Source organism: Phenylobacterium sp. (assembly GCF_030680185.1).
GTDB lineage: Bacteria > Pseudomonadota > Alphaproteobacteria > Caulobacterales > Caulobacteraceae > Phenylobacterium.
Map to the genome: position 1 here is coordinate 49,040 of NZ_JAUXVZ010000053.1, position 25,892 is coordinate 74,931.

General features: G+C 68.5%; 22 protein-coding genes. 15 read left to right on the plus strand and 7 right to left on the minus strand.

Annotated elements, in window-relative coordinates:
- Positions 1-30: 30 nt before the first annotated feature.
- Positions 31-624, minus strand: coding sequence for a hypothetical protein (locus Q8L83_RS12380; RefSeq protein ID WP_305287360.1), 594 nt, complete (start codon positions 622-624; stop codon positions 31-33).
- Between the two features lie 112 nt (positions 625-736).
- Here Q8L83_RS12380 and Q8L83_RS12385 point away from each other — a divergent pair, with 112 nt between their 5' ends.
- A complete protein-coding gene (locus Q8L83_RS12385) occupies positions 737-2,014 on the plus strand; it encodes a sulfatase (RefSeq protein ID WP_305287362.1) in 1,278 nt (425 codons plus the stop codon).
- A 22-nt stretch (positions 2,015-2,036) separates the two neighbouring features.
- Here the strand turns inward: Q8L83_RS12385 and Q8L83_RS12390 are convergent, their stop codons facing one another.
- Genes Q8L83_RS12390 through Q8L83_RS12400 form a run of 3 tightly spaced genes read right to left on the minus strand, consistent with a single transcriptional unit; the run spans position 2,037 to position 5,457 of the window.
- Positions 2,037-2,930 carry a carbon-nitrogen hydrolase family protein gene (locus tag Q8L83_RS12390; RefSeq protein WP_305287364.1) on the minus strand — a complete coding sequence of 298 codons (894 nt, stop codon included), beginning with the start codon at positions 2,928-2,930 and terminating at the stop codon, positions 2,037-2,039.
- A 24-nt stretch (positions 2,931-2,954) separates the two neighbouring features.
- Positions 2,955-4,760, minus strand: coding sequence for a translation elongation factor 4 (gene lepA / locus Q8L83_RS12395; protein ID WP_305287366.1), 1,806 nt, complete (start codon positions 4,758-4,760; stop codon positions 2,955-2,957).
- A gap of 49 nt (positions 4,761-4,809) precedes the next feature.
- Positions 4,810-5,457, minus strand: coding sequence for a glutathione S-transferase family protein (locus tag Q8L83_RS12400; protein WP_305287368.1), 648 nt, complete (start codon positions 5,455-5,457; stop codon positions 4,810-4,812).
- Between the two features lie 170 nt (positions 5,458-5,627).
- Here Q8L83_RS12400 and Q8L83_RS12405 point away from each other — a divergent pair, with 170 nt between their 5' ends.
- The 5 genes from Q8L83_RS12405 (at position 5,628) to Q8L83_RS12425 (ending at position 13,729) form a co-directional block, all read left to right on the plus strand.
- Positions 5,628-6,722, plus strand: coding sequence for a sensor histidine kinase (locus Q8L83_RS12405; protein ID WP_305287369.1), 1,095 nt, complete (start codon positions 5,628-5,630; stop codon positions 6,720-6,722).
- Positions 6,723-6,838: 116 nt separating this feature from the next.
- Positions 6,839-9,082 (plus strand): ATP-binding protein, encoded by a 2,244-nt coding sequence (locus Q8L83_RS12410; RefSeq protein WP_305287371.1) that lies wholly within the window; start codon positions 6,839-6,841, stop codon positions 9,080-9,082.
- A 97-nt stretch (positions 9,083-9,179) separates the two neighbouring features.
- Positions 9,180-10,436 carry a dicarboxylate/amino acid:cation symporter gene (locus Q8L83_RS12415; RefSeq protein WP_305287373.1) on the plus strand — a complete coding sequence of 419 codons (1,257 nt, stop codon included), beginning with the start codon at positions 9,180-9,182 and terminating at the stop codon, positions 10,434-10,436.
- A 58-nt stretch (positions 10,437-10,494) separates the two neighbouring features.
- A complete protein-coding gene (locus Q8L83_RS12420; RefSeq protein ID WP_305287375.1) occupies positions 10,495-11,289 on the plus strand; it encodes a DUF1295 domain-containing protein in 795 nt (264 codons plus the stop codon).
- A 76-nt stretch (positions 11,290-11,365) separates the two neighbouring features.
- Positions 11,366-13,729 (plus strand): penicillin acylase family protein, encoded by a 2,364-nt coding sequence (locus Q8L83_RS12425; protein ID WP_305287377.1) that lies wholly within the window; start codon positions 11,366-11,368, stop codon positions 13,727-13,729.
- 6 nt (positions 13,730-13,735) lie between these two features.
- Here Q8L83_RS12425 and Q8L83_RS12430 read toward each other — a convergent pair whose 3' ends face one another.
- Together Q8L83_RS12430 and Q8L83_RS12435 are read right to left on the minus strand one after the other, a co-directional pair.
- Complete coding sequence (locus Q8L83_RS12430) at positions 13,736-15,190, minus strand: NAD-dependent succinate-semialdehyde dehydrogenase (RefSeq protein WP_305287379.1); 1,455 nt, start codon at positions 15,188-15,190, stop codon at positions 13,736-13,738.
- On the minus strand, positions 15,187-16,380 hold the full coding sequence (locus Q8L83_RS12435; RefSeq protein WP_305287380.1) for an isopenicillin N synthase family oxygenase: 1,194 nt from the start codon (positions 16,378-16,380) through the stop codon (positions 15,187-15,189). Before Q8L83_RS12435 ends, Q8L83_RS12430 begins: the two co-directional genes overlap by 4 nt.
- A gap of 281 nt (positions 16,381-16,661) precedes the next feature.
- On the opposite strand from Q8L83_RS12435, the gene Q8L83_RS12440 reads away from it, so the two are divergent.
- Genes Q8L83_RS12440 through Q8L83_RS12465 form a run of 6 tightly spaced genes read left to right on the plus strand, consistent with a single transcriptional unit; the run spans position 16,662 to position 21,904 of the window.
- Positions 16,662-17,777: an extracellular solute-binding protein gene (locus Q8L83_RS12440; protein WP_305287382.1), complete on the plus strand. Its 1,116-nt coding sequence runs from the start codon at positions 16,662-16,664 to the stop codon at positions 17,775-17,777.
- A gap of 9 nt (positions 17,778-17,786) precedes the next feature.
- Entirely contained in the window at positions 17,787-18,836 is a 1,050-nt protein-coding gene (locus tag Q8L83_RS12445) for an ABC transporter ATP-binding protein (protein ID WP_305287384.1), read from the plus strand.
- A complete protein-coding gene (locus Q8L83_RS12450) occupies positions 18,833-19,726 on the plus strand; it encodes an ABC transporter permease (protein ID WP_305287386.1) in 894 nt (297 codons plus the stop codon). The genes Q8L83_RS12445 and Q8L83_RS12450 overlap by 4 nt, the downstream gene beginning before the upstream one ends.
- A complete protein-coding gene (locus Q8L83_RS12455; RefSeq protein WP_305287388.1) occupies positions 19,723-20,535 on the plus strand; it encodes an ABC transporter permease in 813 nt (270 codons plus the stop codon). Before Q8L83_RS12450 ends, Q8L83_RS12455 begins: the two co-directional genes overlap by 4 nt.
- A 5-nt stretch (positions 20,536-20,540) precedes the next feature.
- Positions 20,541-21,344 (plus strand): hypothetical protein, encoded by an 804-nt coding sequence (locus Q8L83_RS12460; RefSeq protein ID WP_305287390.1) that lies wholly within the window; start codon positions 20,541-20,543, stop codon positions 21,342-21,344.
- The gene (locus tag Q8L83_RS12465; RefSeq protein WP_305287392.1) at positions 21,341-21,904 is read left to right on the plus strand and encodes a CopG family ribbon-helix-helix protein; all 564 of its coding nucleotides are present in this window, start codon (positions 21,341-21,343) and stop codon (positions 21,902-21,904) included. Before Q8L83_RS12460 ends, Q8L83_RS12465 begins: the two co-directional genes overlap by 4 nt.
- Here Q8L83_RS12465 and Q8L83_RS12470 read toward each other — a convergent pair.
- Complete coding sequence (locus Q8L83_RS12470) at positions 21,901-22,866, minus strand: isopenicillin N synthase family oxygenase (protein WP_305287395.1); 966 nt, start codon at positions 22,864-22,866, stop codon at positions 21,901-21,903. The genes Q8L83_RS12465 and Q8L83_RS12470 overlap by 4 nt on opposite strands.
- A gap of 270 nt (positions 22,867-23,136) precedes the next feature.
- On the opposite strand from Q8L83_RS12470, the gene Q8L83_RS12475 reads away from it, so the two are divergent.
- The 3 genes from Q8L83_RS12475 to Q8L83_RS12485 are packed head-to-tail and all read left to right on the plus strand — an operon-like array spanning position 23,137 to position 25,891.
- Positions 23,137-24,231, plus strand: a complete 1,095-nt coding sequence (locus Q8L83_RS12475; protein ID WP_305287397.1) for a putative urea ABC transporter substrate-binding protein — start codon at positions 23,137-23,139, stop codon at positions 24,229-24,231.
- Positions 24,232-24,290: 59 nt separating this feature from the next.
- Positions 24,291-25,115: an ABC transporter permease gene (locus Q8L83_RS12480; RefSeq protein WP_305287399.1), complete on the plus strand. Its 825-nt coding sequence runs from the start codon at positions 24,291-24,293 to the stop codon at positions 25,113-25,115.
- Positions 25,112-25,891: an ABC transporter ATP-binding protein gene (locus Q8L83_RS12485; RefSeq protein WP_305287401.1), complete on the plus strand. Its 780-nt coding sequence runs from the start codon at positions 25,112-25,114 to the stop codon at positions 25,889-25,891. The genes Q8L83_RS12480 and Q8L83_RS12485 overlap by 4 nt, the downstream gene beginning before the upstream one ends.
- The last annotated feature ends 1 nt before the right edge of the window (position 25,892 follow it).

Consider the following 25,892-nt stretch of genomic DNA (forward strand, 5'->3'; position numbering starts at 1 on the left):
GCGGGACGACCGAAGCGGCCCCTGGCGCGTCTAGGGGCCGCAGTTCCACAGGCCGTTGAAGACGCGGCTGGCGCCGTCGGCGCGCTGATAGGTGAGCGTGGCCGGGTTGGGCGGAGATTCCCCGCTGCCGATGGGCGCGCCCGTCACCTCGATGAGGACGGTCTTGCCCTGGCCGGCGAAGCTCGCGCCGCGCAACATGCCGTCAAAGCCGCCGGGCGCACCGACGCGCTCCACATAGTCGCCGACCTTGACCACGCCCTGGGCGGGGTCGGAGGACGCCACCACGCCTGTGGCGTGCAGCAGGATCTGGTCTCCCTCGCCGACAAAGGCGCAGGCCAGTTCCCCCGACAGCCCGGCCGCGTCGATCTCGGCGCTTGTCAGCCCGTTGAGCACAATGGGCGAACCATCGCCGCCCACCGTCTCGCCTGCCCCAGCGCTCGGGGGCGACGCCGGCGGCATGTTTTCCGGCGCCACAGGCGCGGTGGGGGCCGGCGCCTCTGGCGGCTGCGCCTCTCCGGCGGGATCCGAGCAGGCGGCGAGGGCCAAGGCGGCGAAAAGGGGCGCAAGGGCCACGCTGGCGTAGCGGGCCCCGCGGGCGGGGCGAGTGTTGGGAAGCTGGGTCATACCGGCAATGACGCGAGGGAATCGATCTGGTTCCCTGTTCCAGCGCCAGGACTTGACCCGCCGCGTCTGGCGCCCTCGGCTGGCGGGGCCTCACCGCCCAGGAGAAACAGCCATGCCGCGCAAGCCCAACGTCATCGTCATCCTGGCCGACGATCTCGGCTACGGGGATATCGGCTGCGACGGCGGGACGCTGATCCGCACGCCGCAGCTCGACCGGATGGCCGCCGAGGGCGTGCGGCTGACCGACTTCTACGCCTCGGCCAATGTCTGCACCCCGTCACGGGCCGGCCTGCTCACCGGCGGCTACGCCATCCGCCACGGCCTGGCGCGCGAGGTGATCCAGCCGGCTGACACCAACGGCCTACCCCCGGAAGCGCCGACCATTCCGCGCCTGCTGAAGCCCGACTACGCCACGGCTCTCATCGGCAAGTGGCACCTGGGGCACGTCTCGCCCCATTGGCCACCGCAGCGGTTCGGCTTCGACCGCTTCATGGGCCTGCCCTACAGCCACGATATGCGCCCGCTCACCCTCTATGACGGCGAGGGGCAGACGCCGATGAGCGAGTCCAAGGCCGACTTCGCCAAGCTGACCCAGCACTTCTTCGAGGAGACCACAGCCTTCGTCGAGGCCCATCGGGAGGAGCCCTTCTTCATCCTGCTGGCCCTGACCGCGCCGCACGTGCCCCTGCGCCCCAATCCCGACGATCCGATGGGCTCCCCGGCCGGCGACTATGGCGAGGTGGTCGAGGAGGTCGACGCCCAGGTGGGCCGCCTGCTGCGCAGGCTGGAAGACCTCGGCCTGGCCGAGGACACGATGGTGGTCTTCACCTCCGACAACGGCCCGTGGTTCGAGGGCTCCACCGGCCCCTTCCGCGACCGCAAGGGCGGGGCGGCCTGGGAGGGCGGCTATCGCGTGCCCTTCATCGCCTGGCGGCCGGGCACGATCCCCGCCGGCACGGTGTCCGACGCCCTGGCCAGCAATCTCGACCTGCTGCCGACCATCGCGGCCATGGCGGGCCTTGAGGCGCCGACCGAGGGAATCGACGGCGCCGATCTCTCAGGCGTCCTGCTGAGGGGCGAAGCCTCGCCGCACGACCAGGTGATCCTGTTCGACAACCTGCACGTGGCGGCCGTGCGTACGCCCCGCTGGAAATATGTGGTGCGGTCCTACTACCGGACCATGGACATCCCGCTGGACCAGCACCGCTACCCGCTGCTGTTCGACCTCAGCGTCGATCCCGGCGAGACCTATTCTTTGCTATCGCGCCACCCCGACGTCGCCGAAGACATGGCCCGCCGCGTCGCCGAAGCCCGCGCCAAGTACGCTCCCTTCGCCGAGGCAAGGCCCCCGGCGAAAGCGCCGGAGAGCGCGGCGACTTGGAAGGATTGAAAGCGAAGCTGCTGCGCTCGGATCAGAACCGGTGGGTGGCGAGACTGCGGGCGTCCTCCACCTGCGCTGCCTGATGCAGCTCGCCTGTCCGCGCTGTCTCCCGCCAGCGCCGCGCGTGTCGCAAAGCGACCTGAAGTGCCTCGTCCATCCTGTCCAGATCAGCGATCACCAGCGATGCCTGGCCGTCCCCCGGCGCCTGGGAGATCCATCGCCCGTCTGGTCCGACCAAGCCGGCTGGCGCCGCGTCGCTGTACTGCGCCGGCACGGAGAACCCGAGCCAGAAGGCTCCGCAGGCCGCATGTCCCTGGGCCTGGATCGCGAACATCGGGTCCCGTGAAAAGGTCGACAGCAGGACGAGGTCCGCCCCGGCCCGCGCGCACTCGACGAAGAGTTCGGGAAACTGGATTTCGATGCAAAGAAGGCAGGCGAGGCGGAAGCCGTCCACCTCGAAGACCAGTGGCCGCAGCCCGGGCGCATACCACTCCGTCACCTCCGAATAAGACAGCAGGCGCTTGTCATAGCGGCCTGCGATCTCACCCCGGTCGGAGATCACATAGAGGCTGTTGTGCGGCCGGTGTGGCGGCGTGAGCCGATGGGCGGCCCCGATGATGGTCCAGAGTGAGAGGTCCGCCGCCAGGGCGGCCGTCTCCTCCAACTCGGCCCGCAACGCCGGCCAGTCAATATCCCATCCGGTCAGCGCCTGTTTTCCCGGCCCGGAAGGGTAGCCAGACATGGCGCCTTCGGTGAACTGGATGAGCCGTGCGCCAGCGGCGGCGGCCTCGCGCATCTGCGCGCGAATCCGGGGACCGTTCACCCGCGCGTCGAACGCCACCTCCGTCTGGGCGATGGCGATGCGCAGGCGTCCCGACGGCGCGGACTGAGAGGCGGAGGACGTCGGGCGCGACAGGTCGGTCATTCCGGTTCGCCCCCTAGAACAGGCCTAATCGGCGTCCATCTTCAGCGCGGCGATGAAGGCTTCCTGCGGGATCTCGACCTTGCCGAACTGACGCATGCGCTTCTTGCCGGCCTTCTGCTTGTCCAGAAGCTTGCGCTTGCGGCTGGCGTCGCCGCCGTAGCACTTGGCCGTAACGTCCTTGCGCAGGGCGCGGATGGTCTCGCGGGCGATGATCCGGCCGCCGATGGCCGCCTGGATCGGGATCTGGAACATGTGCGGCGGGATCAGATCCTTCATCCGCTCGACCATGGCCCGGCCGCGCATCTCGGCGCGGTTGCGGTGGACCAGCATGGAGAGCGCGTCCACCGGCTCGGCGTTGACCAGGATCGACATCTTCACCAGGTCGCCCACCCGATACTCCTCGATCGAATAGTCGAAGGAGGCGTAGCCCTTGGAGATGGACTTCAGCCGATCGTAGAAGTCGAACACCACCTCGTTCAGGGGCAGGTCGTAGACCACGAGCGCCCGGGAGCCGACATAGGACAGCTCGCGCTGCTCGCCGCGGCGGTCCTGGCAGAGCTTGATGATCGAGCCCAGATGCTCGTCGGGCGTCAGGATGGTGGCCTTGATCCAGGGCTCGGCGATGGTGTCGATGCGCACGGGATCGGGCAGGTCGGCGGGATTATGGAGCTCCATCTCCTCGCCATTGGTCAGCTGCACGCGATAGACCACGCTGGGCGCGGTGGCGATCAGGTCGAGGTCGAACTCGCGGCTCAGCCGCTCCTGGATGATCTCCAGATGCAGCAGACCTAAGAACCCGCAGCGGAAGCCGAAGCCGAGCGCGGCGCTGGTCTCCATCTCATAGGAGAAGCTGGCGTCGTTCAGGCGCAGGCGGCCGATGGCCGCGCGCAGGTCCTCGAAGTCGTTGGCGTCCACCGGGAAGAGGCCGCAGAACACCACCGGCTGGGCCTCGCGGAACCCGGTCAGGGCTTGGGCGGTGGGGCGCTTTTCGTCGGTGATGGTGTCGCCGACGGCGGCGTCGGCGACCTCCTTGATCTGGGCGGTGATGAAGCCGATCTCGCCGGGGCCAAGCTCATCGGTCTCGGTCTGTTTCGGCAGGAAGACGCCGATCCGGTCCACCTGATAGGTGGAGCCGTTCTGCATCATCTTCACCTTCTGGCCGGCCTTCAGCGTGCCGTCGATGACCCGCACCAGCACGATGACGCCCAGATAGGCGTCATACCAGGCGTCGACCAGCAGGGCCTTCAGCGGCGCCTCCCGGTCGCCCTTGGGCGCCGGCAGGCGGGTGACGATGGCCTCCAGCAGGTCACTGATGCCGACCCCGGTCTTGGCCGAGCAGAGGATGGCGTCGCTGGCGTCGATGCCGATGACGTCCTCGATCTGCTCGCGCACCCGCTCGGGCTCGGACGCCGGCAGGTCGATCTTGTTCAGGACCGGCACGATCTCGTGGTTGTTGTCGATGGCCTGGTAGACATTGGCCAGGGTCTGGGCCTCGACGCCCTGGCTTGAGTCCACCACCAGGATCGAGCCCTCGCAGGCGGCCAGCGAGCGGCTGACCTCATAGGCGAAGTCCACGTGGCCGGGGGTGTCCATCAGGTTCAGGACATAGGTCTCCCCGTCCTTGGCCTTGTAGTTCAGGCGCACGGTCTGGGCCTTGATGGTGATGCCGCGCTCGCGCTCGATCTCCATGGAGTCGAGCACCTGCTCTTTCATCTCACGCTGGGTGAGGCCGCCGGTCTCCTGGATGAGCCGGTCGGACAGGGTGGATTTGCCGTGGTCGATGTGAGCCACGATGGAAAAGTTGCGGATGCGCGAGAGCGGGGTCGACATGCGACGGGCTCTAGCACACCTGTGAAATTCCGCGAGGGGTCGAAGGGCCTCAGTCGCCCATGCCAAGCGTCTGGGCCCGGACGCTGACGCGGGCCACCACGTGTTCCTGATAGGCCGGCCGGGCGCAGAGGCGGCCGTACCAGGTTTCCATAGCCGGCAGGTCGGGCCGCTGCAGGGCCTCCGGGATACGGAACCAGCGATGGACGATGACGCCCAGGGCGAGGTCGGCGACGCTGAATTGGTCGCCCATGACGAAGGCCTTGTCCTTCAGCTGGTTGTCGAGGACAGCGAAGGTCTCCGCCGCCGTGGCGATGGTCTTCGTCATTTCGGCGGGGTCGGGGATGGGGCGGCGATAGGCGGTGCGGACCGGGCCGATCACGCGCCCCAGGGCGGCGGACCAGTCCATCCAGGCTTGCGCCTGCCAGCGCGCCGCCTCGTCGGCGGGCCAAAGCCCAGCCTCGGGGCAGGTGGTGGCCAGCCAGCGGATGATGGTGTTGGATTCCCACAGGCTGAAGCCGTCGTCGCGGGTGATGGCCGGGATGCGGCCGTGCGGGCTGAGCGCGCGGTAGGCGGGGTCATCCGTGCCCCCGAAACGTCCGCCCCAGTCGAGCCGCTTGCAGCTCAGGGCCGTCTCGCCGAGCGCCCACATGACCCGCGCCGTCGCCGATGAATCCGCCCGACCCCACACCGTCAGCATGCCGCTCTCTCCTCGTCGCCGCGCGAGCATAGGCGCCGCCTGCGACGGGGCCTTGTCGGCCTGGACCGACATGCGCCGACAAGCCGCCGTCCTGTCGCGCTGCGCGAAGAGGCTGGACGGAACCCGCAAAGCGAATGAATTTCGCCGAACCCTGGGGAGAAGCTTGGAAAATGAACGGCTTGCGGGACTCGATCGCCTACTTTTTCAATTCCAACGCCCTGAACCCCCACGGCATCTGCCTGATGTGGCGGCCTGAGCTGATCTGGACCCACGCCATCTCCGACATCCTCATCGGCGTGGCCTACTTCTCCATCCCGCTGGCCCTGGGGGTCTTCCTCTGGCATCGCCGCGATGTGAAGTTCAGCTGGGCGATCTGGATGTTCGTCGGCTTCATCATGCTGTGCGGCGTCACTCACTTCATGATGGTCTGGACCCTCTGGAATCCCGACTACGGGATCGAGGCCCTGATCAAGGCCAGCACGGCGGCGGTCTCGATCGTCACCGCCTTCGCCCTTTGGCCGCTTCTGCCACGGGTCATCGCCCTGCCCTCCCCCACCGAGCTTGAGCGCCGCATCGCCGAGCGCGACGCCGCGCTCGCCGACCTGCGGGCGGCGATGGACACCATGGTCGAGATGCGCGAGCACGAGGCCCGCCAGAAGCTGCTGCTGGACGAGCTGAACCACCGGGTGAAGAACACGCTGGCCTCGGTCCAGTCGATCGCGGTCCAGACCCTCAGTCGCGAGGCCGAGCCCGAGGCGGCCAGGGCCACCTTCGTCGAGCGGCTGATGGCGCTCTCCTCCACCCACAACCTGCTGGTCAAGCGCAGCTGGGAGGGCGCCTCGTTCCAGGATCTGGTCCAGGCCAGCCTCGACCATTATGGCCAGCCGTTCGCGCTGGAGGGGCCGGACCTGACCATGGCCCCCAACACCGCCGTCAGCCTCGGCATGGCCCTGCATGAACTGGCCACCAATGCGCTGAAATATGGCGCGTGGTCCAACGGGGGCCGGGTGGAGATCTCGACACGGGTCGATGTGGCCGCCGCCGCGATGAGGATCGTCTGGCGCGAGCGGGGCGGACCGGCGGTCGAGGCCCCCGGCCGGCGAGGCTTCGGTTCGCGCCTCCTGGAACAGGGGGTCGCCGGCGAGCTCGGCGGCGAGGTCAGCCTGGACTTCGGCGGCGAAGGCCTGACCTGCACCATCCAGACCCCCATCGGCCGCGCCCTCTATCCCGACGGATGGGTCTTCCCGACCGCCGCCCTGGCCTGAACCCCTTCAGCCGGTCTTCTGCGTCAAATCGCACCGTGGGGACGGTTCGACGAACGCCGTTAAGGATTGCCTATGGGGCGGCGGGTTAGGCCTCCGCGGGGAGGCTCAGCCGTCAAATGTACGCCGTCATCACCTGCCTGCGCGACGAGCATGATCTCTGGCTCGTCCTGATCGCAGCGGCGATCTGCATCGCCTCGGCCCTGGCCGGCTTCGCCAGCTATCACCGGGCTGTCGCGGCGCGCCGTCCAGCCGCCTGGATGATCGGGCCGGGGTTCGTGGCCGGCATGGGCGTGTGGGCCACTCATTTCATGGCCATGCTGGCCTATCAGCCGATGCTGGACATCGGTTACCGCCTCGACCTCACCCTGGCCTCGATGGTCGCCCCAGTGCTTGGCATGACCGCCGCCTTCATCCTCGTTCGCGGCCGGTCCAATCTGGCTGTGGCCCTGGGGGGCGGCGTGATCGCCGGGGCGTCGGTGGCCGTCATGCACTTCATGGGGGTCGCCGCCGTTCGTGTGCCCGCCGTCATGACCTGGGACTACGGCCTGGCGGGAATCGCCTGCGTCATCAGCATCACAGGGGCGAGCCTGGCCTTCTTCATCGATGAGGGACGAGCCCGCAGCCGGCACGCCGCCCCCCTCCTGGTGGCCGCGACCATCTGCAGTCTCCACTTTACGGCCATGGGCGCGGTGATCCTGCGCCCAGACGCCAGCCTGGTCCTGGATGGCGACCTGATCAGCCGTCAGGCCCTGGCCCTGGCCACCGGCGGCGCCGTGCTCCTGATCCTGAGCGCAGCCATCGCCATCCAGTTGGTGGAGCGCCTGACCCAGAGGGCGACCCTCGGGGCCCTGGCCGGCGCCCTGGACAGCGCGCCCTCGGCGCTGGCCTTTTTCAACACCGCCCAGCGGCTGACCTTCTGGAACGCCCCTTACGCCCAGGTGCTCGAGCTCTATGGCGTGAGGCCTCACGAGGGCCTGTCGCTCACACGGCTGGGTCAGCGCCTGGCGGCGTCAGAACCCCTTCAGAAGCGGCTCAAGGGCGCCGGCCTCTCCCGGTCGGCTCTGGATGATATCGTCGCCCAGGGCGTCTTTCCCACCCCTGACGGTCGCGTGTTTCGCATCGAGGTCGGCGACACGCCCGACGGCGGGTTCGTCCTGGTGATGCATGATGTCACCGAACAGACCCAGGCCGCCGAGGCCCTGGCGCGCGCCCGGGACGCGGCCGAGGCCGCCAGCCGGGCCAAGAGCGACTTCCTCGCCAATATGAGCCACGAGGTCCGCACGCCGCTCAACGGGGTGCTGGGCATGGCCCAGGTGATGGATCGCCATCCCCTCAGCGAGGATCAGCGCGAACGGTTGTCGATCATCCGCGAGTCGGGCGCGACCCTTCTGACCCTTCTGGACGACGTCCTGGACATCGCCAAGATCGAGGCCGGTCGGCTGGACCTGGAAACCCAGGACTTCGATCTCGCGGCCCGGGTCCAGGCCGCCTGCGCCCCCTTCCTCCCGGACGCCGACGTCAAGGGCGTGGCCTTCAGCGTCGAGATCGCCCCGGCGCTTCAAGGCCTCTGGCGCGGCGACGGCGCACGGATCGCGCAGATGATCAGCGCCCTGGCCTCCAACGGTCTGAAATTCACCGAGCGCGGCGAGGTCCGGGTCCGCCTTGAACCATCGCCGGGCGACGCCGGAATTGTCATTTCCGTTCAGGACACCGGCATCGGCATGGCCGCAGACCAGCTGGATCGCCTGTTCGACGCCTTCGCCCAGGCCGACGCCTCGGCGACCCGACGCTACGGGGGCGCGGGGCTTGGCCTGTCCATGGCCCATCACCTGGCCGGCCTGATGGGGGGCGACCTGCGGGCCGTCAGCCAGATCGGCGAGGGCTCGACCTTCACCCTCACCGTCCCCCTGGCCCGCAGCGAGACGCCCCCTGCCGAGGCTGCGATCGAACCGCTTCCGTTGCGCATTCTGGCCGCCGAGGACAATCCGACCAACCGGCAGGTGCTCGGCGCGCTGCTCGCGCCTTTGGGCGCCGAACTGGTGCTGGTGGAGGACGGTCGCGCAGCGGTGGAAGCCTTTAGGCTGGGCGGGTTCGACCTGGTGCTGATGGACATTCAGATGCCGCAGATGAACGGCGTCGAAGCGACGCGCGCCATCCGAACGCTGGAGCATGAACAGGGCCTGCGGCGCACGCCGATCCTGGCGGTTACGGCCAATGTCATGACCGACCAGCTTCAGGAGTACAGCCTGGCGGGGATGGACGGCGCCGTGGCCAAGCCCTTGCGGGTCGAGGTTCTGCTCGAAGCGGTGATGACCGTCCTGGACGCCTCTGAGACCGAAGGCGCCCTTTCGGCGGCATGAACCTGGGCGCCTTGGAGCCCTGGCTCCTGGCATTGCGTTTCCGGTGGGCCTTGGCGTCCAGGGCGTGCCACCATCGACGCCCGGCCGGAGATTCTTGATGTTCAGATCCCTTAGCGTCCTCGTGCTCGCCGCCCTGGTGAGCGGCCTCCTGGCCGGCGCGGCGATCCATGCGGTGGAAACGCCGGTTCTTGTCGCCAGCGCCGAGACGGTTCAGTCCGTCGGCGTGCTGTGGTTGAACGCCCTGCGCATGACCATCGTGCCCCTTGTCTTCTCCCTGCTGGTGACCGGGGTGGCTTCGGCCGCCGACGCCGCAGCGACCGGACGCCTGGCCGGACGGGCCTTCATGATCTTCGCCGCCGTCCTGCTGGTCGCCGCCCTCTATGGCGCCGGCGCCATCAGCGGCCTGCTGGCGCTCTGGCCCGTGGATCCCGCCAGCGGCGCAGCCCTGACCGGCGCAGTCCAGGGCGACTCTGTGCCGGCGGCGACGACCGGCTTTCGCGAATGGCTGCCGACGCTCGCGCCCGCCAACCCAATCCGCGCGGCCGCCGATGACGCCATCCTGCAGATCGTGGTCTTTGGCCTGGTCTTCGGCTTCGCCGCCACCCGCCTGCGCCCCGACCTGCGCATGCCGCTCATCGGCTTCTTCCAGGCTGTGGCCGAGACCATGATCGTCATCGTCCGCTGGGTGCTTGTCGCCGCCCCGATCGGCGTCTTCGCCCTGGCCCTTGGGATCGGCCTGCGCACCGGCCTCGACGCCGCCGGCGCGCTCACCCAGTACGTGCTCATGGTCTCGGCCGTGACCATCGGCGCGCTCATCCTGCCCTATGGGCTGGTGGCGGTGTTGCGGGGACACGACTTCGCCCGCTTCGCGCGGGCCTGCGCGCCGGTCCAGGCGCTGGCCTTCAGCACCCAAAGCTCGCTGGCCTGCCTGCCGGCCATGGTGGAGCGCACCCGCGATGAACTGGGCGCCTCGACCCAGGTGACCGGCGTGGTGCTGCCCCTGGCGGTGGCCGTCTTCCGCATGACCAGCCCCGTGGCCAATCTGGCGGTCGCCTTCTTCATCATCCACCTCTACGGCCTGGAGCCCAGCGCCGGCCAGATTGCGGCGGCCATCGCCGTGGCCCTGGCGGTGAGCGTCGGCGCCGTGGGCCTGCCGGGGCAGATCTCGTTCTTCGCCAGCATGGCCCCCATCTGCCTGGCCCTTGGCGCGCCGCTGGAGATCCTGGCCATCCTGCTGGCCGTCGAGGTGATCCCCGACATCTTCCGCACCGTGGGCAACATCACCGCCGACATGGCCGTGGCCGCTGTCGTGCGCCCGCCGGAGGAGCCCGAACCCGCGCCACAGGCGGCCTAGGCGCGCATCCCGATCGGGGGCTGGCGCGTATCCGATGCGAACCCGCAAGGAGCCGCGCTTGTCCCTCTGGCAGATCCTGATCCTGAACGCCCTGGTGCTGCTGGCCGCCTATGGCCTGCTGTGGGGGATCGCCCTGCGGCTTCGCGATGTGAGCTTCATCGACGCCTGGTGGCCGACCGGCATGGCGCTGCTCGCCTGGACCAGCCTTGTGTTCAGCGGCGGCTCAGGGCTGCACGGCTGGCTGCTGGCCCTGATCGCGACAGCCTGGGCGGCGCGGCTGGGGGGACACCTGTTCCGCCGCTGGCGCGGCCACGGCGCCGACCGCCGCTATGAAGAGATGATTTCCGACGGTCGGGAGAAACACGGCTGGGGCTTTCCGGTCGCCGCAGCCATCCTGGTCTTCGCCCCGCAGGCGCCGCTGCAGTATATCGTCGCCCTGCCGGTCCAGCTCGGCCAGATCGAGACGCCGGCCCAGTTCGGCCTGCTGGCCATAGCGGGTACGGCGCTGGCCCTGTTCGGCCTGGCCTTCGAGGCCATTGGCGATGCGCAACTGGCCAGGTTCAAGGACGACCCGGCCAACAAGGGCAAGGTGCTGGACACCGGCCTCTGGCGCTATACGCGCCACCCAAACTACTTCGGCGACGCCTGCCTCTGGTGGGGCCTCTATCTGATCGCCGCCGAGACGGGCCTGGGCGCCTGGTCGATCCTCGGCCCCATCCTCATCACCCTGTTGCTCACCAAGGGCAGCGGCGCGCCGACGGTGGAAAAGGGTATGGAGAATCGCCGACCCGAATACGCCGCCTATATCCGCCGGACCTCGGGCTTCATCCCCTGGCCGCCGCGCAAGGCCTGACGCCCCTTCATTGCCACAGCCGCCGCGAGCCGGTTAGCTGCCCCCCAACAAGAAGACACAGGGAGGCTTGAGGCTCATGGCGCAGGATCTGGGACGAACAGTGGGCCGGGTCCTCGTGGGCCTCGCCCTCGCCGGCTGGACCACTGGTGCGGCCGCCGAACCTGCGCGGACCAGCCATCCGGTGGCGGGCCTTGAAGCCCCGGCGGAAATCCTGATCGACCGATGGGGCGTCTCTCACATCTACGCCCAGAGCGTCCGCGACGCGTTTTTCCTCCAGGGCTACAATGTCGCCCGCGACCGGCTGTGGCAGATCGACCTGTGGCGCAAGCGGGGTCTGGGCCTGCTGGCCAAGGACTTCGGCCCCGACTTCGCCGCCCAGGACCGGGCCGCCAGGCTCTTCCTCTATCGCGGCGACATGGCCGCCGAGTGGGCCGCCTATGGCCCCAAGGCCCAGGGCTACGCCCAGGCCTTCACCGCCGGGATCAACGCCTATGTCGGCGAGGTCCGGTCCGGCGCGCGGCCCCTGCCCGAAGAATTCCAGGTCACCGCGACCACGCCTGACCTCTGGCGGCCCGAAGAGGTGGTGCGCATCCGCAGCCACGGCCTGACCCGCAACGCCGCCGCCGAGGTCGAGCGCGCGCAGATCACCTGTGCGGCGGGTCTGGAGGCCAACGCCCTGAACCGGAAGCTGGAGCCCGCCCATCAGCTCTCGATTCCCGAAGGCCTCGATCCCTGCACGATCCCGGCAGGCGTCCTGGCTGACTACCGGCTGGCCACCCAGGGCGTCGAGTTCAGCTCCGAGCGTGTGGTCGCCATCGCCGAGGACATCCCCGCCGACGCCATCGGCTCCAACAACTGGACCGTCGCCCCCTCCCGCACGGCGACCGGGCGGCCGATCCTGGCCAACGACCCGCACCGGGCCCACGGCGTGCCGTCCCTGCGCTACATCGTCCACATGGAGGCCCCGGGTTTCTCGGCCATCGGCGCGGGCGAGCCGGCCCTGCCCGGCGTCTCCATCGGCCATAACGGGACCATCGCCTTTGGCCTGACCATCTTCCCGGCCGACCAGGAGGATCTCTACGTCTATGAGACCCATCCGGACGATCCGAACCGCTATCGCTACGGCGACGGCTGGGCGGAGATGGAGGTGGTCACCGAGACGGTGGAGGTCAAAGGCCAGGCCTCGCGCACCGTCGATCTGAAGTTCACCCGCCACGGTCCGGTGGTGTTCGCCGATCCCGAGCAGCGCCGCGCCTATGCGGTGCGCAGCGTCTGGAGCGATCCGGGCACCTCGGCCTATTTCGGCTCGTCCGACTACATGACCGCGCAGAACTGGGATGAGTTTTCCGGCGCCATGAGCCGGTTCGGAACCCCCAGCGAGAACCAGGTCTATGCCGACACCGCCGGCAATATCGGCTGGATCGCCGCGGGCCGCGTGCCGGTGCGCCAGGGGTGGGACGGGCTGATGCCGGTGCCCGGCGACGGCCGCTATGAATGGGCGGGCTATATGGCCGCCAGCGACCTGCCCAGCCGCTACAATCCCGAGACCGGCTGGCTGGCCTCGGCCAATCAGTTCAACCTGCCCGCCGACTATCCGGCCGAGCGCCAGGTCAGCTTCGAGTGGAGCAATCGCGCGCGGATGGCGCGCATCGCCCAGGTGCTGGAGGCCGACAGCGATCTGACCCTGGCTGAGGCCATGGCGCTGCAGACCGATCCGACCAATGTCACGGCCGCGCCCCTCATCCCCCTGCTGAACGACATCCCTGCGCCTGCGCCGGACCTGGCCGCCACCATCGCCCTCTTGCAGGCTTGGGACGGCCGGACCGACGCCGACAGCGCCGCGGCCGCCCTCTATGAGGTCTGGCTCTTCAAGCATCTGGGCCGCGCCACGGTGCGCGCCGCGGCGCCCGCCGAGGTCCAGGCCCTGATCGGCAACGGCGACCAACCGGCGATCAGCGACTACCTGGCCGCCGCCGCGCCGGCCGAGCGGGCGCCGATCCTGGCGGCCAGCCTGACGGCGGCGATGAAGGAGGTGAGCACGAAGCTGGGCCCCGATCCCTCGGCCTGGGCCTGGGGCGACCTGCATCACGCACGCTTCGAGCACGCCCTTGCGCCCTTGATGAAGGCGGACGCCGCCGAGCGTCTGGCCGTCGGCCCGGCGCCCATGGCCGGAACCATGCTGAGCCCGCTGGCGGCCACCTGGCGGGCGAGCGACTATCGGGTGGTGTCAGGCGCCTCGTTCCGCATGGTCCTGGATGTGGGCGCCTGGGACAACAGCGTGGCGATCAACACGCCTGGTCAGTCGGGCGATCCGGCCAGCCCGCACTATCGCGACCTCTTTCCCCTGTGGGTGAAGGGCGAGTACGTGCCGCTGCTCTATAGCCGGCCGGCCATCGAGGCGGCGACGGAGACGGTGCTGACCCTGACGCCGGCGCCGTAGAGCCGTCTAAAGCGGCAGGTGGGCGATGACCTTTGGCGTCAGATAGGCGTCGATGCCCTCCATGCCGCCCTCGCGGCCATAGCCGCTCTCCTTGACGCCGCCGAAGGGCGCCTCGGGGCCGCCGACGGCGAAGGTGTTGAGGCCGACCATGCCGGCCTCAAGGTTGCGGCCGAGCCAGGCGGCGGTCTCCTGCGAGCGGGTAAAGGCGTAGGCCGCCAGGCCGTAGGCTGTGCCATTGGCCCTCGCCATCGCCTCGTCCCGGTCGGTGAAGGGCGACAGGATGGCGATGGGGCCGAAAGGCTCCTCGTGCAGGATCGCGGCGGTCTCGGGCGCGTCGGTCAGGACCGTGGGGCGATAGAAGTAGCCGCGATTGCCCAGCCGCTCGCCGCCGGTCCGCACCTGGGCGCCGGCCTCGACAGCGCCGATGACGGCCGCCTCCACCGCCGCCAGCCGGCGGTCATGGGCCAGCGGCCCCATCTCGGTGCGCGGGTCCAGGCCGTCGCCCACCACCAGCTTCTCGGCGCCGGCCACGAAGGCCTCGACCACTTGGTCGTAGATCGGCGCCTCCACATAGAAGCGGGTCGGCGAGATGCAGACCTGGCCAGCGTTGCGGAACTTGCCCTGGACCAGGGTCTGGGCGACCTCGATGGGGTCCATGTCGGCGAAGACCATCACCGGCGCATGGCCGCCGAGCTCCATGGTGCAGGGCTTCATGTGCCCCGCAGCCTGCTGCGCCAACAGCTTGCCGACCGGGACCGAGCCGGTGAACGAGACTTTGCGGATGATCGGCGAGGCGATCAGGTGTGCGGAGATCTCTGCGGGCCGCCCGAAGACCAGGTTGAGCACCCCGGCGGGAAGGCCGGCATCGGCCAGGGCCTGGGCAAGCGCAATGCAGCCGCCCGGCGCATCCTCCGGACCCTTCAGGATCATCGAACAGCCGGCCGCCAGCGCGCTGCCGATCTTGCCCGCCGCCTGGGAGGCCGGGAAGTTCCACGGGGTGAAGGCCGCGACGGGGCCGACGGGGTGGCGGGTCACGGTCCACATGAGCCCCGGCTGATTGGCGGGAATCACCCGGCCATAGGCCCGGCGGCCCTCTTCAGCCGCCCACTCGAAGTGGCGGGCGCAGCCCTCGATCTCCATCCGCGCCTGGGCGAGCGGCTTGCCCTGTTCGCGGGTCAGGTCGCGGGCGATGGGGTCCAGGCGTTGGCGGATCAGGGCCGCGGCGCCCCGCAGCACCTCGGACCTGTGCAGCGGGGTGGTCTGGCGCCAGGTTTCGAAGCCGGTCTGGGCTGCGGCCAGGGCCTCGTCCAGATCCGTCGCTGTCGCCACCGCATGGCGACTGACGACGCTTTCGTCGGCCGGGTTCAGAACCTCCAGCCATTCGCCGCCGCCGCCCGGACGCCAGCTTCCGCCGATGAACAGCGGTCGGTCGCAGACCTGGGTCTGAGTGGCGACGCTCACCGAGCCGGTTCCTTGGCCTTGGCTTCAGCCGCCGCCTCTGCCGCCTTCTCGGCCTGGTACTCGTTCACCGCCTTGCGCTTGAACGGGTTCTCCTTGTGGATCGGGAAGTCGATCTTCAGCTCGCCGCGGACGATCTTCTTGCGCAGGTGCTTGGCCCCGTGGACGCTGAAGCCGGCCAGGTGATCGCCGGCCACGATCCGGGTGTAGCGCGACGGATTTTCCTCCGACACGAACTGCGGCAGCGGCTCGACCACCACGTCATAGTCGACGGCGAAGAACAGCGGCATGGAGAAGCGCTCCTTGCCGGTGTTCACCACCCGGTGCTGGGTGGCCTTGAACCGGCCATTGGTCCAGCCCTCCAGCAGGTCGCCGATATTGACGATGAAGGCGCCCTCGACCGGGGGCGCTGAAACCCATTCATCGGCGGCGTTCATCACCTGCAGGCCCGGCCCGCCGGTGTGCAGGATGGTGAAGCACTCGAAGTCCGAATGCGCCCCGATGCCCAGATGGTCGTTGTCCATGGGCCGGTCATTGGGCGGATAGTGCAGCAGCCGCAGCTGGGACGGCGTCTTTTTTGTCCGCTCAAGGAAGAATTCGGGATCGAGGTCGAGCCGCAGGGCGAAGGCCTCGAACAGCCGATCGCCCACCTGACGCACGGCGTCATAATAGGCCATCACCTCGTCGCGGAATCCGGGGATCCAGTCGGGCCACTGGTTGGGCACCAGCATCAAGTTGCCGGCCTTGAAGTCGGGATCGTCCTCTTCGATCTCGATGGCCAGGTCAAAGGCCGCATGCAGGCGCGGCTTGGTCAGATAGTCGTGCTCGGGGCTGGGCTCCACCAGGCGGTAGAGCTCGGGGTCGCCATCGTCGTCCTCATCGGAGATCGGGACCCAGCCGCGGGTGCCCGGCGAATGGCGGATATGCACCGTCTCGCGCTGCTCCAGCGGCGAATAGTGGAACTGGCGGGACAGCTCATAGGTGCGGTCGATCAGCGCCTGCGGCACCCCGTGGTTCTTGATGTAGAAAAAGCCCACCGTCTCGCAGGCCCGCCCGATCTCGGCCACCGTGGCGGCCTTGGCCTCGGGATCACCGCCGGCCAGGGCCGCGATGTCGATCACGGGGATTTCGGAAAAGGCGAGAAGCTTGGCTCCCATCTCGCCGACGGCTGGGGTCTGATCGCCGGTGCTCATCTGAAGGCTCCATGGCAGAGCGCGCAGGCTTCGGCGCCTGCGCCGCCGACAGGAGCTTGTCGAAGAATCCGGCGGCGTGCGCGGCGCCGACGGCCGAACGGGCCAGATTCCCGCCCCAGTAATACGAACTGTTCAAATCGTAGTCGGCGCGCCCAGGGCCGGCGCCCATCGTCCAAGCATTTCCCGACGCCTCATCGGCAGCCCGCGCCATCGCTTGCCACGACCGGGCCAGAGGTATCGGCTCAAGACGGCCAGGCGGGGCGGCCACGAGGGAGACGACCATGGGCGTGATGGATCGACGAGGCGGAAAAGCGCCCACAGGCCAGGGACTTATCGGACGGCGGGGCCTGCTCCTGGGGGCCGGCGCCACGGGCCTGGCCCTGGCGGCGGGGTGCTCCGGGGCGGGTGGCGGCGGCGGCCGCAGCCTTCGGGTCTCGTCCTATGGGGGCAATTTCGAGCTGGCCCTTCGGGAGCACATCTATCCCCTGTTCACCGAGGCTACGGACATCCGGGTGGACTCCATGCCTCAACCCGCCGGCCTGCAGTTCCTGCTGCAGCTGATCGAGGCCAACAAGGCCGGCCAGACCCCCATGGACCTGTGCATCAGCGCCCCGGTGGACGTCATGCGTGGCAATGCGGCGGGCCTCTGGCGGGCCTATGACGCGGCACAGATCCCCAACCTTTCGAACCTGCCCGACTCCTATGTGACCCGAACGCCGGACGGGGTGGCCGCCGTCGGCGCGGTCGGCTGGTTCTTCACCATGGTCACCAATCCGCAGATCATAACCCCGACCCCGACGAGTTGGACCGAGCTGTGGGCGCCGGGGCGTCGCAACGCCTGGGGTCTGGCCGGGACCGGGGCCGGACCGATGTACGAGGTCACCGCAGCGACCTATTTCGATGGCCCGGAGATGCTCAACACCGAGGCGGGCATCCGCGCCTGCGTCGAGAAGATGGCCGGCCTGAAAGCCAATACCCGCCTGTGGTGGGAGAGCGAGGGCACCATGCAGACCGCGCTGGAGAACGGCGAGGTGCAGGGCGGGGTCTATTTCGCCGATGTGGCCGAGACCCTGATCCAGAGCGGCGCCGCCCTGCAGGTGGTCTTCCCCCAGGAAGGTCCTGTGATCGATTTCGGCAGCTGGTGCCAACCCTCGGCCTCGACCAAGACCGCCGAGGCCCACGAGTTCATCAACTTCATGCTGACCCCAGAGGCGCAGAACCTGATCGCCTCGCGCATGAACGCCCCGCCCCTGATCCGTCCCGAACTGCTGACCCTGGACGATACCGTCCGGGCCAAGGTGACAAGCCCGACGACGCCCATCGCCACCAATCTGGAGGCCCGGCGGCTGCACATGGACCTGATGGTTCAGGAATTCAGCCAGATGCTGGCGAGCTAGGGGGCGGCGATGTTCGGACTGGAGCTGCGCGACCTCACCAAGGCCTATGGCGAGCATCTGGCCGCCGACCATGTCAGCCTCTCCATTCCGCACGGGGAGTTCGTCTGTTTCCTCGGCCCCTCGGGCTGCGGCAAGACCACCGTCCTGCGAATGATTGCCGGCCTGGAGACGCCCACCTCCGGCGCCATCCTGCTAAACGGCAAGGCGATCACCGAACAGCCCGCCAACAGCCGCCAGTTCGGCATGGTCTTCCAGTCCCTGGCCCTGTTTCCGCACCTGAACGTCGGCGAGAACATCGCCTTCGCCCTGCGCCTGCGCGGGGTAGATCCCCGACGGCGCAAGGAACGGGTAGCCGAACTGCTTGAGCTGGTCCGGCTGCCTGGCCTGCAGACCCGCGCCATCAGCCAGCTGTCCGGCGGGCAGCGCCAGCGGGTGGCCATCGCCCGGGCGCTCGCCCAGGAGCCGCCGGTCTTCCTGCTGGACGAACCCTTCTCGGCCCTGGACGCCAAGCTGCGCGAGGAGATGCAAAACGAGCTGCGCGCCCTGCAGCAGCGGCTGAAGATCACCACCATCCTGGTCACCCACGACCAGCGTGAGGCCATGACCATGGCCGACACCATTGTGGTGATGGGCGAGGGCCAGATTCAGCAGCACGGCCCGCCGGTCTCCATCTACAAGCACCCGGCCAACCGCTTCGTCGCCGACTTTATCGGGGCCAGCAACCTGCTGCCGGTCAAGATTCTGGATGGGCAGACGGTGACCTATGGGACCACGCCTCTGCGGGTCGGCGCCACCTGCGGCCTCGGCGGCGCGCCGGCCACCCTGGCCATCCGGCCCGAGGACGTGGTGATCACCCGTGCGGCCGGCGGCGGCTGCAACGAAGTCGCGGGCGTCATCAGCCAGGTGCGCGACATGGGCGCCTATGTGGAGTTCCGCGTCGCCTGCGAGGGCCTGGACATCCTCGGCGTCGCCGCCCCGCGGGACTGGATCGGCGCGGGCCTGGGCGAGCGCGCCCATGTGCGCCTGCCCGTCGAGCGCTGCCAGGTCCTGGCGACATGACCGCCGCCGATATCGGGCTTACGGCGCCGACCGGCGATCTGCAGGCCAAGCCGCGATGGATCCTGGCTGGCCTGCTCACCGGCCCGGCCCTTTACATCCTGATCATGGCCATCGTGCCGGCCTTCCTCATGGTGCAGCTCAGCCTGGCCCACCGGGAGGTCGGCGGCCTGTGGTCGCCGGGCTTCGAACTGACCCAGTACAGACAGCTGGCGACGCCGCTGTTCGCCAGGATCATGGGTTTTTCCCTGCTGTTGGCCCTGACCGGGGCTGCGATCTGCGTCAGCCTGGCCTTTCCGGCCGCCTATTTCATCACCCGCATGCGCCGCCGCGCCCAGGTGGCCTGGCTGGTCTTCCTGCTGGGGTCGCTGTCGCTCTCCGAAGTGTTGATCGTCTTCGCCTTCCAGGTGCTCCTGTCCACCAGCGGGACCTTGGCCGGCGCCTTGACCGCGGTGGGGCTGCTGGCGCCGGGGGGCTCCCTCTATCCCAACTTTCCGGCTGTGCTGACCTGCCTGGTCTATCTGCTGCTGCCCTATGTGATCCTGTTCTTCTATCCGGCCCTGTCGCAGCTGGATCCCGAGGTGGAGCAGGCCGCCGCCACCATGGGCGCCTCGCGGGTGTCGACCTTCGCCCGCGTCGTTCTGCCGATGATGCGGAGGCAGATCCTGACTGGCGTGCTGCTGGTGGTGATCTTCACCTTCGGCGCCTATCTGACCCCGCTGGTGCTCGGCCGCCCGCCCCAGTGGACCATCGCCATCCACATCAACAACGCCGCCATGGGCGCCGGAAACCTGCCGCTCGCCGCCGCCTACGCCGTGGCGGTGGTCGCCTTCATGGTGGCGCTGCTGGTCGTAACGCGGCTCCTGTCGCGCCGCCGGGAGGCCGAGGCATGAACCCGGATCCGGCAACGATCCTGCGCAGGGGTTTCCTAGGCCTCCTGGCCCTCTTCCTGGCGGCGCCCCTGATCGTGGTGCTGTCGGTCTCCTTCAACGCCACCCGACGGATGAGCTTCCCGCCCACCGAGTTCAGCCTGCGCTGGTACGGCGAATTCTTCGGCGACCATGCCTGGATGGCGTCGCTCGAGCGGTCGCTGACCATTGCAGGCCTGGCGGCGCTGGTGTCCGTGATGGTGGCGCTACCGATCACCTATGCGATCTGGCGTTATCAGGCGAAGGCGGCAGCCGTCCTGGCCGGGATCGGCGGCGCCCTGTTCCTGATCCCCGGGGTGGTCGCGGCCCTGATGCTGTCGGCCTTCTGGGGCGTCACCGGGCACGTGGGCCGGCTGGAGAATGTGGTGCTCAGCCACGCCATCGTCCTGCTGGGCATTCCGCTCTCCCTGCTGATGGTCGGCTTTCGCACCATCGACCAGGCCCAGGTGGAGGCCGCCTACACCATGGGGGCCCGGGATTCCGACGCCTTCCGCATGGTCGTGCGGCCAGCCATGACGCCCTATATCCTCTGCGCCTTGGTTTTCGTCTTTGTACTGAGCATCAATGAATATCTGATCGCCTATATGGTGGCCGGCTTCACGGTCCAGACCCTGCCGATCAAGATTTTCGCCAATATGCGGCAGGGCTATGAGCCCACCATGTGCGTGGCCGCGGTGATCTTCATGGTGATGGGCTTCTCGGCCTTCGCCCTTATGTCCAAGGTCGCCGATCTGCCCCGCCTGATGGGCCGCACACGTCCCCTGGAGGATTGAAAGCCATGAGCGCCAAGGTCCCGCCCGAAGTCACCGGCGTCTGGCGGCGCGAGCTGATCACTGCGCCGGGCGGCTATCGCGACGACAGCACCCGGGTGTTCTGGGTGCAGGCCGACAGCTGGTACGGGGATATCCGCCTGAGGATCGACATCCCCCGCAGGGCCGGCGCTACGGGCTTCGCCGACTTCAGCGACGCCGAGCTGATCGAACTGGCCAAGGCCCAGGGCTTCGCTGGCCAGCTGACGGTGACGCCCGAGATGTGCGCCTGGCGGCGCGATCTCGATTACCAGCCGCCCGGCCCCATCCCTGACGAGGGGACCTGGCGGATTGAGGGCGACATCCTCATCGAGGGCGGAATCCACGCCGAGTACGAGGAGATCTGGCGGCTCGAGCCCCAGAGCCAGGGCCTGCGGGCCGCCTTTGGCCTCGGCGAGGCTCAGGGCCTGCTGGTCATCGCCGGCGACCACTTCCTGATGATGCAGGCGCGCAAGGCCCCCCTCCCGGCCGGGGACTCGCTGCCTGCATTGGTCGAGTCGGCGTTGGCCGCAGGCGACCGGGCCAGAGCCGTCGCCCTGCTGGACATGCCCATCTGCTATGGCCGCATCGGCCGGGACTGGCGGGTAGTCCATTCCACCCTGCCCTGGCTTGAGGACCGGCCCCTCTGGGCACGACCGCCGCATTTCGATTCCGAGGCCGGCCAGCTTCTGGACGGCGGTCCGACCCCCTGGACCCTCCTGGAGGTCCATGATCCTGACGAGGAACTGCCCGGCCTGTTCGCCCTGGCCACGGTCGCCGGTTCATCGCTATGAAGACGCCCCCGCCCGCCCGCCCGTCCATTCGCCAGGTCCGCCTTGTGTCCAACGCCCCGCGAAAAGCCGCCAACGCCGTAGCGGGCTCGCAGCTCGCCCGCATCGGGGTGAGCCTGCCTGGGCCTCTGCTGGCGCAGGTGGATGACATGGTCGCCGAGCGCGGCCTGCCGGGACGCTCGCAGCTGATCGCCGAACTGATCCGCCACGAGGTGGCAGATGTGGATCGCGACAGCGGCGAAGAGGTGCGCGCCGGCACCATCACCCTGATCTACCGCGCTGACAGCGGCCGGGTGCGCCACGCCCTGGCCCGGGTCCAGAGCGACTTCGTCAAGGAGGTGATCTCCTCCCAGCATGTCTTTCTGGAGGACGATCAGTCCCTGGAGGTGCTGCTGGTCCAGGGCTCCGGCGAGCGCCTTCAGCAGCTTTGCGACCGCCTTCGCGGGGTCCGCGCCGTTCAGCAGTTGAAGCTGGTGACCACCACCTCGCTGCTGCCGCCGCTTCACGCCCATGGCGGCGTCGAAGACGACGAGAGCGCCGCCCCGCGCCGCGCCGTTCGCTAAGGCGCCAGTTCGCCCCGCGCCCGCCGGGCCTTCAGATAGGCGAAGGTCAGGGCCGTCTGGGCGAACAGATGCTCGCCTGAGACCAGTCGGCCATATCGCGCCGGCCGTTCGGGGCTGATGAAGCGGGGATCGGGCTCGACCACTGTGTCGAAGTCGCAGGTGGCGAAGAAGGGGAAGCTGTAGCGCTCCTGCGCCACCTTGCGCACCCGGTGGCTGGTGGCGGTGAACACGCCATTGGTCCAGGCCTCCAGCATGTCGCCGATATTGATCACATAGCAGCCTGGCCTCGGTGGGGCGTCGATCCACTGGCCCGCGCCATTGCGCACCTCCAGCCCCGGCGCCGTGCCCCGCAGGATGGTGAAGAACTCATAGTCGGTGTGGGCGCCGATCCCCTCCCGATCCTCGGCTGTGGGATCATAGGGATAGTGGATCATCCGCAACTGGCTGGGCGGGCGCCGCCGGTGAGGTTCGAAGTGGTCCTCCGGCAGGTCCAGCGCCAGGGCGAAGCCGCGGAACAGCCGCCGGGCCAACTCGGAAACCGCCGCGTAATAGGCGCTTGCCGCCTCGCGAAAGCCCGGCTGGTCCGGCCAGAGGTTGGCGCCCAGCATCGGCGCCTCGGCCGCGGCGCCCGGCAGGTCGAGATTGAGGTCGTAGGCCTCCTTGCGATCGATGGTCCCGCCGGGAAACACCTCCTCGCCCTCCGGCACATAGCCGCTGTGGTTCTCCGACTTCCCGATATAGCTCGCCATCTTGGCGTCCATCGGCTGGGCGAAGAAGGTCTTGGCCGCAGCCAGGACGTCTTCGAAGAGCCGTTCGTCCAAGCCGTGACCGGACACGTACAAAAACCCCACCTCGCGGGCGGCGGCGCCCATCTGCTCGGCGACGGCGCGGCGCATGGCCAGGTCCGGAGACCCCAAGCCCGTGATGTCGATCACCGGAATGCTGTCGAAGTCCGCGTCCATTCCCGCCTCCTGCCCGCCGACTGGCTTCCCGAGCGTGATTACGTTCTTTGAATTTCGTAATACCGTCGGAGGCGCAAGCCTGACCTTGAACTCCCCGGTCGACTGCCCGAGAAAGTGGCGCCGAAGGCAATCGGCGCCTGGGATTCAGGCGTCAGCGCGCCCGTAAAATCCCTCCGGTTCAAGGTCATTGGAATATTACGAATTCTTCTGAATGTAATACTGAAAGGGACGCGCCACGGCGGCGTGACCACGGATGGAAGGGGAGTCCGAATGAAGTGGGTCAACGGATTACGCGCCTTGGCGATTGCGGCCGCAGGCAGCCTGGCGCTGGCGGCTTGCGGCCAGAACGCCGAGGAAACGGCCAAGGGGCCGGACGCGGTGCAAGAATACACCATCGGCTGGACCATCTATGCCGGCTGGATGCCCTGGCCCTATGCCGAACAGGCCGGCATCGTGAAGAAGTGGTCGGACAAGTACGGCGTCAACATCAAGCTCGTTCAGGTGAACGACTATGTGGAATCCCTGAACCAGTACACGGCCGGCACCCTGGACGGGGTGACCTCGACCAATATGGACGCCCTGACCATTCCCGCCGCCGCGGGCAAGGACACCACGGTGGTGATCGTCGGCGACTATTCCAACGGCAATGACGGCATCATCCTGAAGAACGGCTCGACCCTGGCCGACATCCGCGGCCGCTCGGTCAACCTCGTGGAGAACTCGGTTTCGCACTATCTGCTGGCCCGCGGGCTGGAGAGCGCGGGCCTGGCCATGACCGACGTCTCGGTGGTCAACACGTCGGACGCCGACATGGTGGCGGCCTTCACCGCCCCGCAGACCACGGCCGTCGTGCCCTGGAACCCGCAGCTCGCCGAGATCAAGAAGCAACCCGGCGCGGTGGAAGTGTTCAACTCCACGGAAATCCCCGGCGAGATCCTCGACATGATGATCGTCTCCACCGAGGTGCTGGCGGCCAATCCGAACCTCGGCAAGGCCCTGGCCGGCATCTGGTACGAGACCATGGCCCTGATGAGCGCCGACACGCCCGAAGGCCAGGCCGCCCGCGAGGCCATGGCCCAGATCTCGGGCACCGACCTCGCCGGCTATGAAGGTCAGCTTGAAACCACCTTCATGTACTACACGCCCCAGGCGGCGCTGGCGGCCATGACGGGACCGGAAATCGTGGCGGCCAATGACAAGGTCCGTCAGTTCAGCTTCCAGGCCGGCCTGTTCGGTCAGGGCGCTCGCTCGGTGGACGATATCGGCATCGGCTTCCCCGGAGACAGGATCCTGGGCAATGCTGACAACGTCACGCTGCGCTTCGATCCGACCTATACCCAGATGGCGGTGGACGGCGCCCTCTAGGCCGGACCACCCTTAAGAGCCTTGCGTAACCGCGTACCCCTGATCGAGGTGACCGCCCTATGCGCCGATTGCTGAATGCTAGGCCGCGTGGCGGCGGTCGCCTCCTTCTGGGCCTGCTGCCCATCGCGATCCTGGTCCTGCTGTATCTGGTGGCCTCCGAGGCCCGGCATGCGGAAAATCCCCGCGACAAGATCCTGCCGACCCCGGCCGCCATGGCGCAGTCCATGGAGATCATGGCGCTGCAGAAGGATCCCCGCACCGGCGAGATTCCCCTGGTGGCTGACACCCGGGCCAGCCTGACCCGACTGGGGATCGCCGTCGGCGCTGCGGCCGCCACCACCCTGGTCCTCGGCCTTTCGATCGGCCTGTTGCCCTATGCGCGAGCGGGACTGGGCCCCCTGGTGGCCACCATATCGGTGATCCCACCGATCGCCGTCCTGCCCATATTGTTCATCGTCTTCGGCCTCGGCGAGACCGCCAAGATCGTGCTGATCTTCGTCGGCATCACGCCCTTCATGGTTCGCGACCTCGCCTCCCACGTGGCCGCCATCCCCGAGGAACAGATCGTCAAGGCCCAGACTCTCGGCGCCTCCACCTGGCTGGTGGCCCTGCAGGTCGCCCTGCCCCAGGCCATGCCGCGGCTGATCGACAGCGTACGCTTCTCGCTGGGCCCGGCCTGGGTGTTCCTGATCTCGGCCGAAGCCATCGCCTCGAATGTCGGCCTCGGCTACCGCATCTTCCTCGTTCGTCGTTACCTGGCCATGGACATCATCCTGCCCTACGTCGCCTGGATCTCGCTGCTGGCGGTGATCATCGATCTGGCCCTGCTGACGTGGAGCCGCACGGCCTTCCGCTGGGCGCACGCGCCGGGGGGCCGCCGATGACCCCGGCCCTGTCGTTCCGCAACGTCTGGGTCGAGTACGGCGACCATGTGGTGCTGGAAAAGGTCAGCCTGGACGTCGCGCCTGGCGCCTTCGTCTCCATCGTCGGGCCCTCCGGCGCCGGCAAGAGCACTTTTCTGCGCCTGGCGCTGGGTCAGGAGGCGCCCAGCCGTGGGGAGATCCTGCTGGACGGGGCGCCCATTCCGGCCGAGCCCGGCCCCGACCGCGGCGTGGTCTTCCAGCGCTATTCGGTCTTTCCGCACATGACCGTGCTGCAGAACGTGATGTTCGGCGCCCGCTGCGACCAGGCGCCCTTCACCGGCCTGCTCACCGGCGCGGCGCGCCGCCAGGCCAAGGCCGAAGCTGAGGCGATCCTGCAGCAGGTGGGTCTTTCGGCCTCGCTCAAGGCCTTCCCGAGGGCGTTGTCAGGCGGCATGCAGCAGCGCCTGGCCATCGCTCAGGCCCTGATCACCAAGCCGCGCATCCTGTTGTTGGACGAGCCCTTCGGCGCGCTGGATCCGGGCGTGCGCCTGGACATGCACGAGTTGATCACCGGCCTCTGGCGCGAGCACGGCCTGACCATCCTGATGGTCACCCACGACATCAAGGAGGCCTTCAAGCTGGGCACCCGGGTGATCGCCGTGGACAAGCGCCGGCATGATCCCCACGCGCCGCACCGCTATGGCTCGACGGCGGTCTACGACTTCCCGCTGGACGACAAGCTGAAGACCGCGATCCCCAGGGAGATCGCGGCCCTGGCCGGCGCGGCGGAAGCCTGAG

Bases quoted from the DNA above. Each gene is read 5' to 3' on its own strand.
- Q8L83_RS12380 (WP_305287360.1), bottom strand. From the start codon at position 624: ATGACCCAGCTTCCCAACACTCGCCCCGCCCGCGGGGCCCGCTACGCC.
- Q8L83_RS12385 (WP_305287362.1), top strand. From the start codon at position 737: ATGCCGCGCAAGCCCAACGTCATCGTCATCCTGGCCGACGATCTCGGC.
- Q8L83_RS12390 (WP_305287364.1), bottom strand. From the start codon at position 2,930: ATGACCGACCTGTCGCGCCCGACGTCCTCCGCCTCTCAGTCCGCGCCG.
- lepA (WP_305287366.1), bottom strand. From the start codon at position 4,760: ATGTCGACCCCGCTCTCGCGCATCCGCAACTTTTCCATCGTGGCTCAC.
- Q8L83_RS12400 (WP_305287368.1), bottom strand. From the start codon at position 5,457: ATGCTGACGGTGTGGGGTCGGGCGGATTCATCGGCGACGGCGCGGGTC.
- Q8L83_RS12405 (WP_305287369.1), top strand. From the start codon at position 5,628: ATGAACGGCTTGCGGGACTCGATCGCCTACTTTTTCAATTCCAACGCC.
- Q8L83_RS12410 (WP_305287371.1), top strand. From the start codon at position 6,839: ATGTACGCCGTCATCACCTGCCTGCGCGACGAGCATGATCTCTGGCTC.
- Q8L83_RS12415 (WP_305287373.1), top strand. From the start codon at position 9,180: ATGTTCAGATCCCTTAGCGTCCTCGTGCTCGCCGCCCTGGTGAGCGGC.
- Q8L83_RS12425 (WP_305287377.1), top strand. From the start codon at position 11,366: ATGGCGCAGGATCTGGGACGAACAGTGGGCCGGGTCCTCGTGGGCCTC.
- Q8L83_RS12435 (WP_305287380.1), bottom strand. From the start codon at position 16,380: ATGAGCACCGGCGATCAGACCCCAGCCGTCGGCGAGATGGGAGCCAAG.
- Q8L83_RS12440 (WP_305287382.1), top strand. From the start codon at position 16,662: ATGGGCGTGATGGATCGACGAGGCGGAAAAGCGCCCACAGGCCAGGGA.
- Q8L83_RS12445 (WP_305287384.1), top strand. From the start codon at position 17,787: ATGTTCGGACTGGAGCTGCGCGACCTCACCAAGGCCTATGGCGAGCAT.
- Q8L83_RS12450 (WP_305287386.1), top strand. From the start codon at position 18,833: ATGACCGCCGCCGATATCGGGCTTACGGCGCCGACCGGCGATCTGCAG.
- Q8L83_RS12455 (WP_305287388.1), top strand. From the start codon at position 19,723: ATGAACCCGGATCCGGCAACGATCCTGCGCAGGGGTTTCCTAGGCCTC.
- Q8L83_RS12460 (WP_305287390.1), top strand. From the start codon at position 20,541: ATGAGCGCCAAGGTCCCGCCCGAAGTCACCGGCGTCTGGCGGCGCGAG.
- Q8L83_RS12465 (WP_305287392.1), top strand. From the start codon at position 21,341: ATGAAGACGCCCCCGCCCGCCCGCCCGTCCATTCGCCAGGTCCGCCTT.
- Q8L83_RS12470 (WP_305287395.1), bottom strand. From the start codon at position 22,866: ATGGACGCGGACTTCGACAGCATTCCGGTGATCGACATCACGGGCTTG.
- Q8L83_RS12475 (WP_305287397.1), top strand. From the start codon at position 23,137: ATGAAGTGGGTCAACGGATTACGCGCCTTGGCGATTGCGGCCGCAGGC.
- Q8L83_RS12480 (WP_305287399.1), top strand. From the start codon at position 24,291: ATGCGCCGATTGCTGAATGCTAGGCCGCGTGGCGGCGGTCGCCTCCTT.
- Q8L83_RS12485 (WP_305287401.1), top strand. From the start codon at position 25,112: ATGACCCCGGCCCTGTCGTTCCGCAACGTCTGGGTCGAGTACGGCGAC.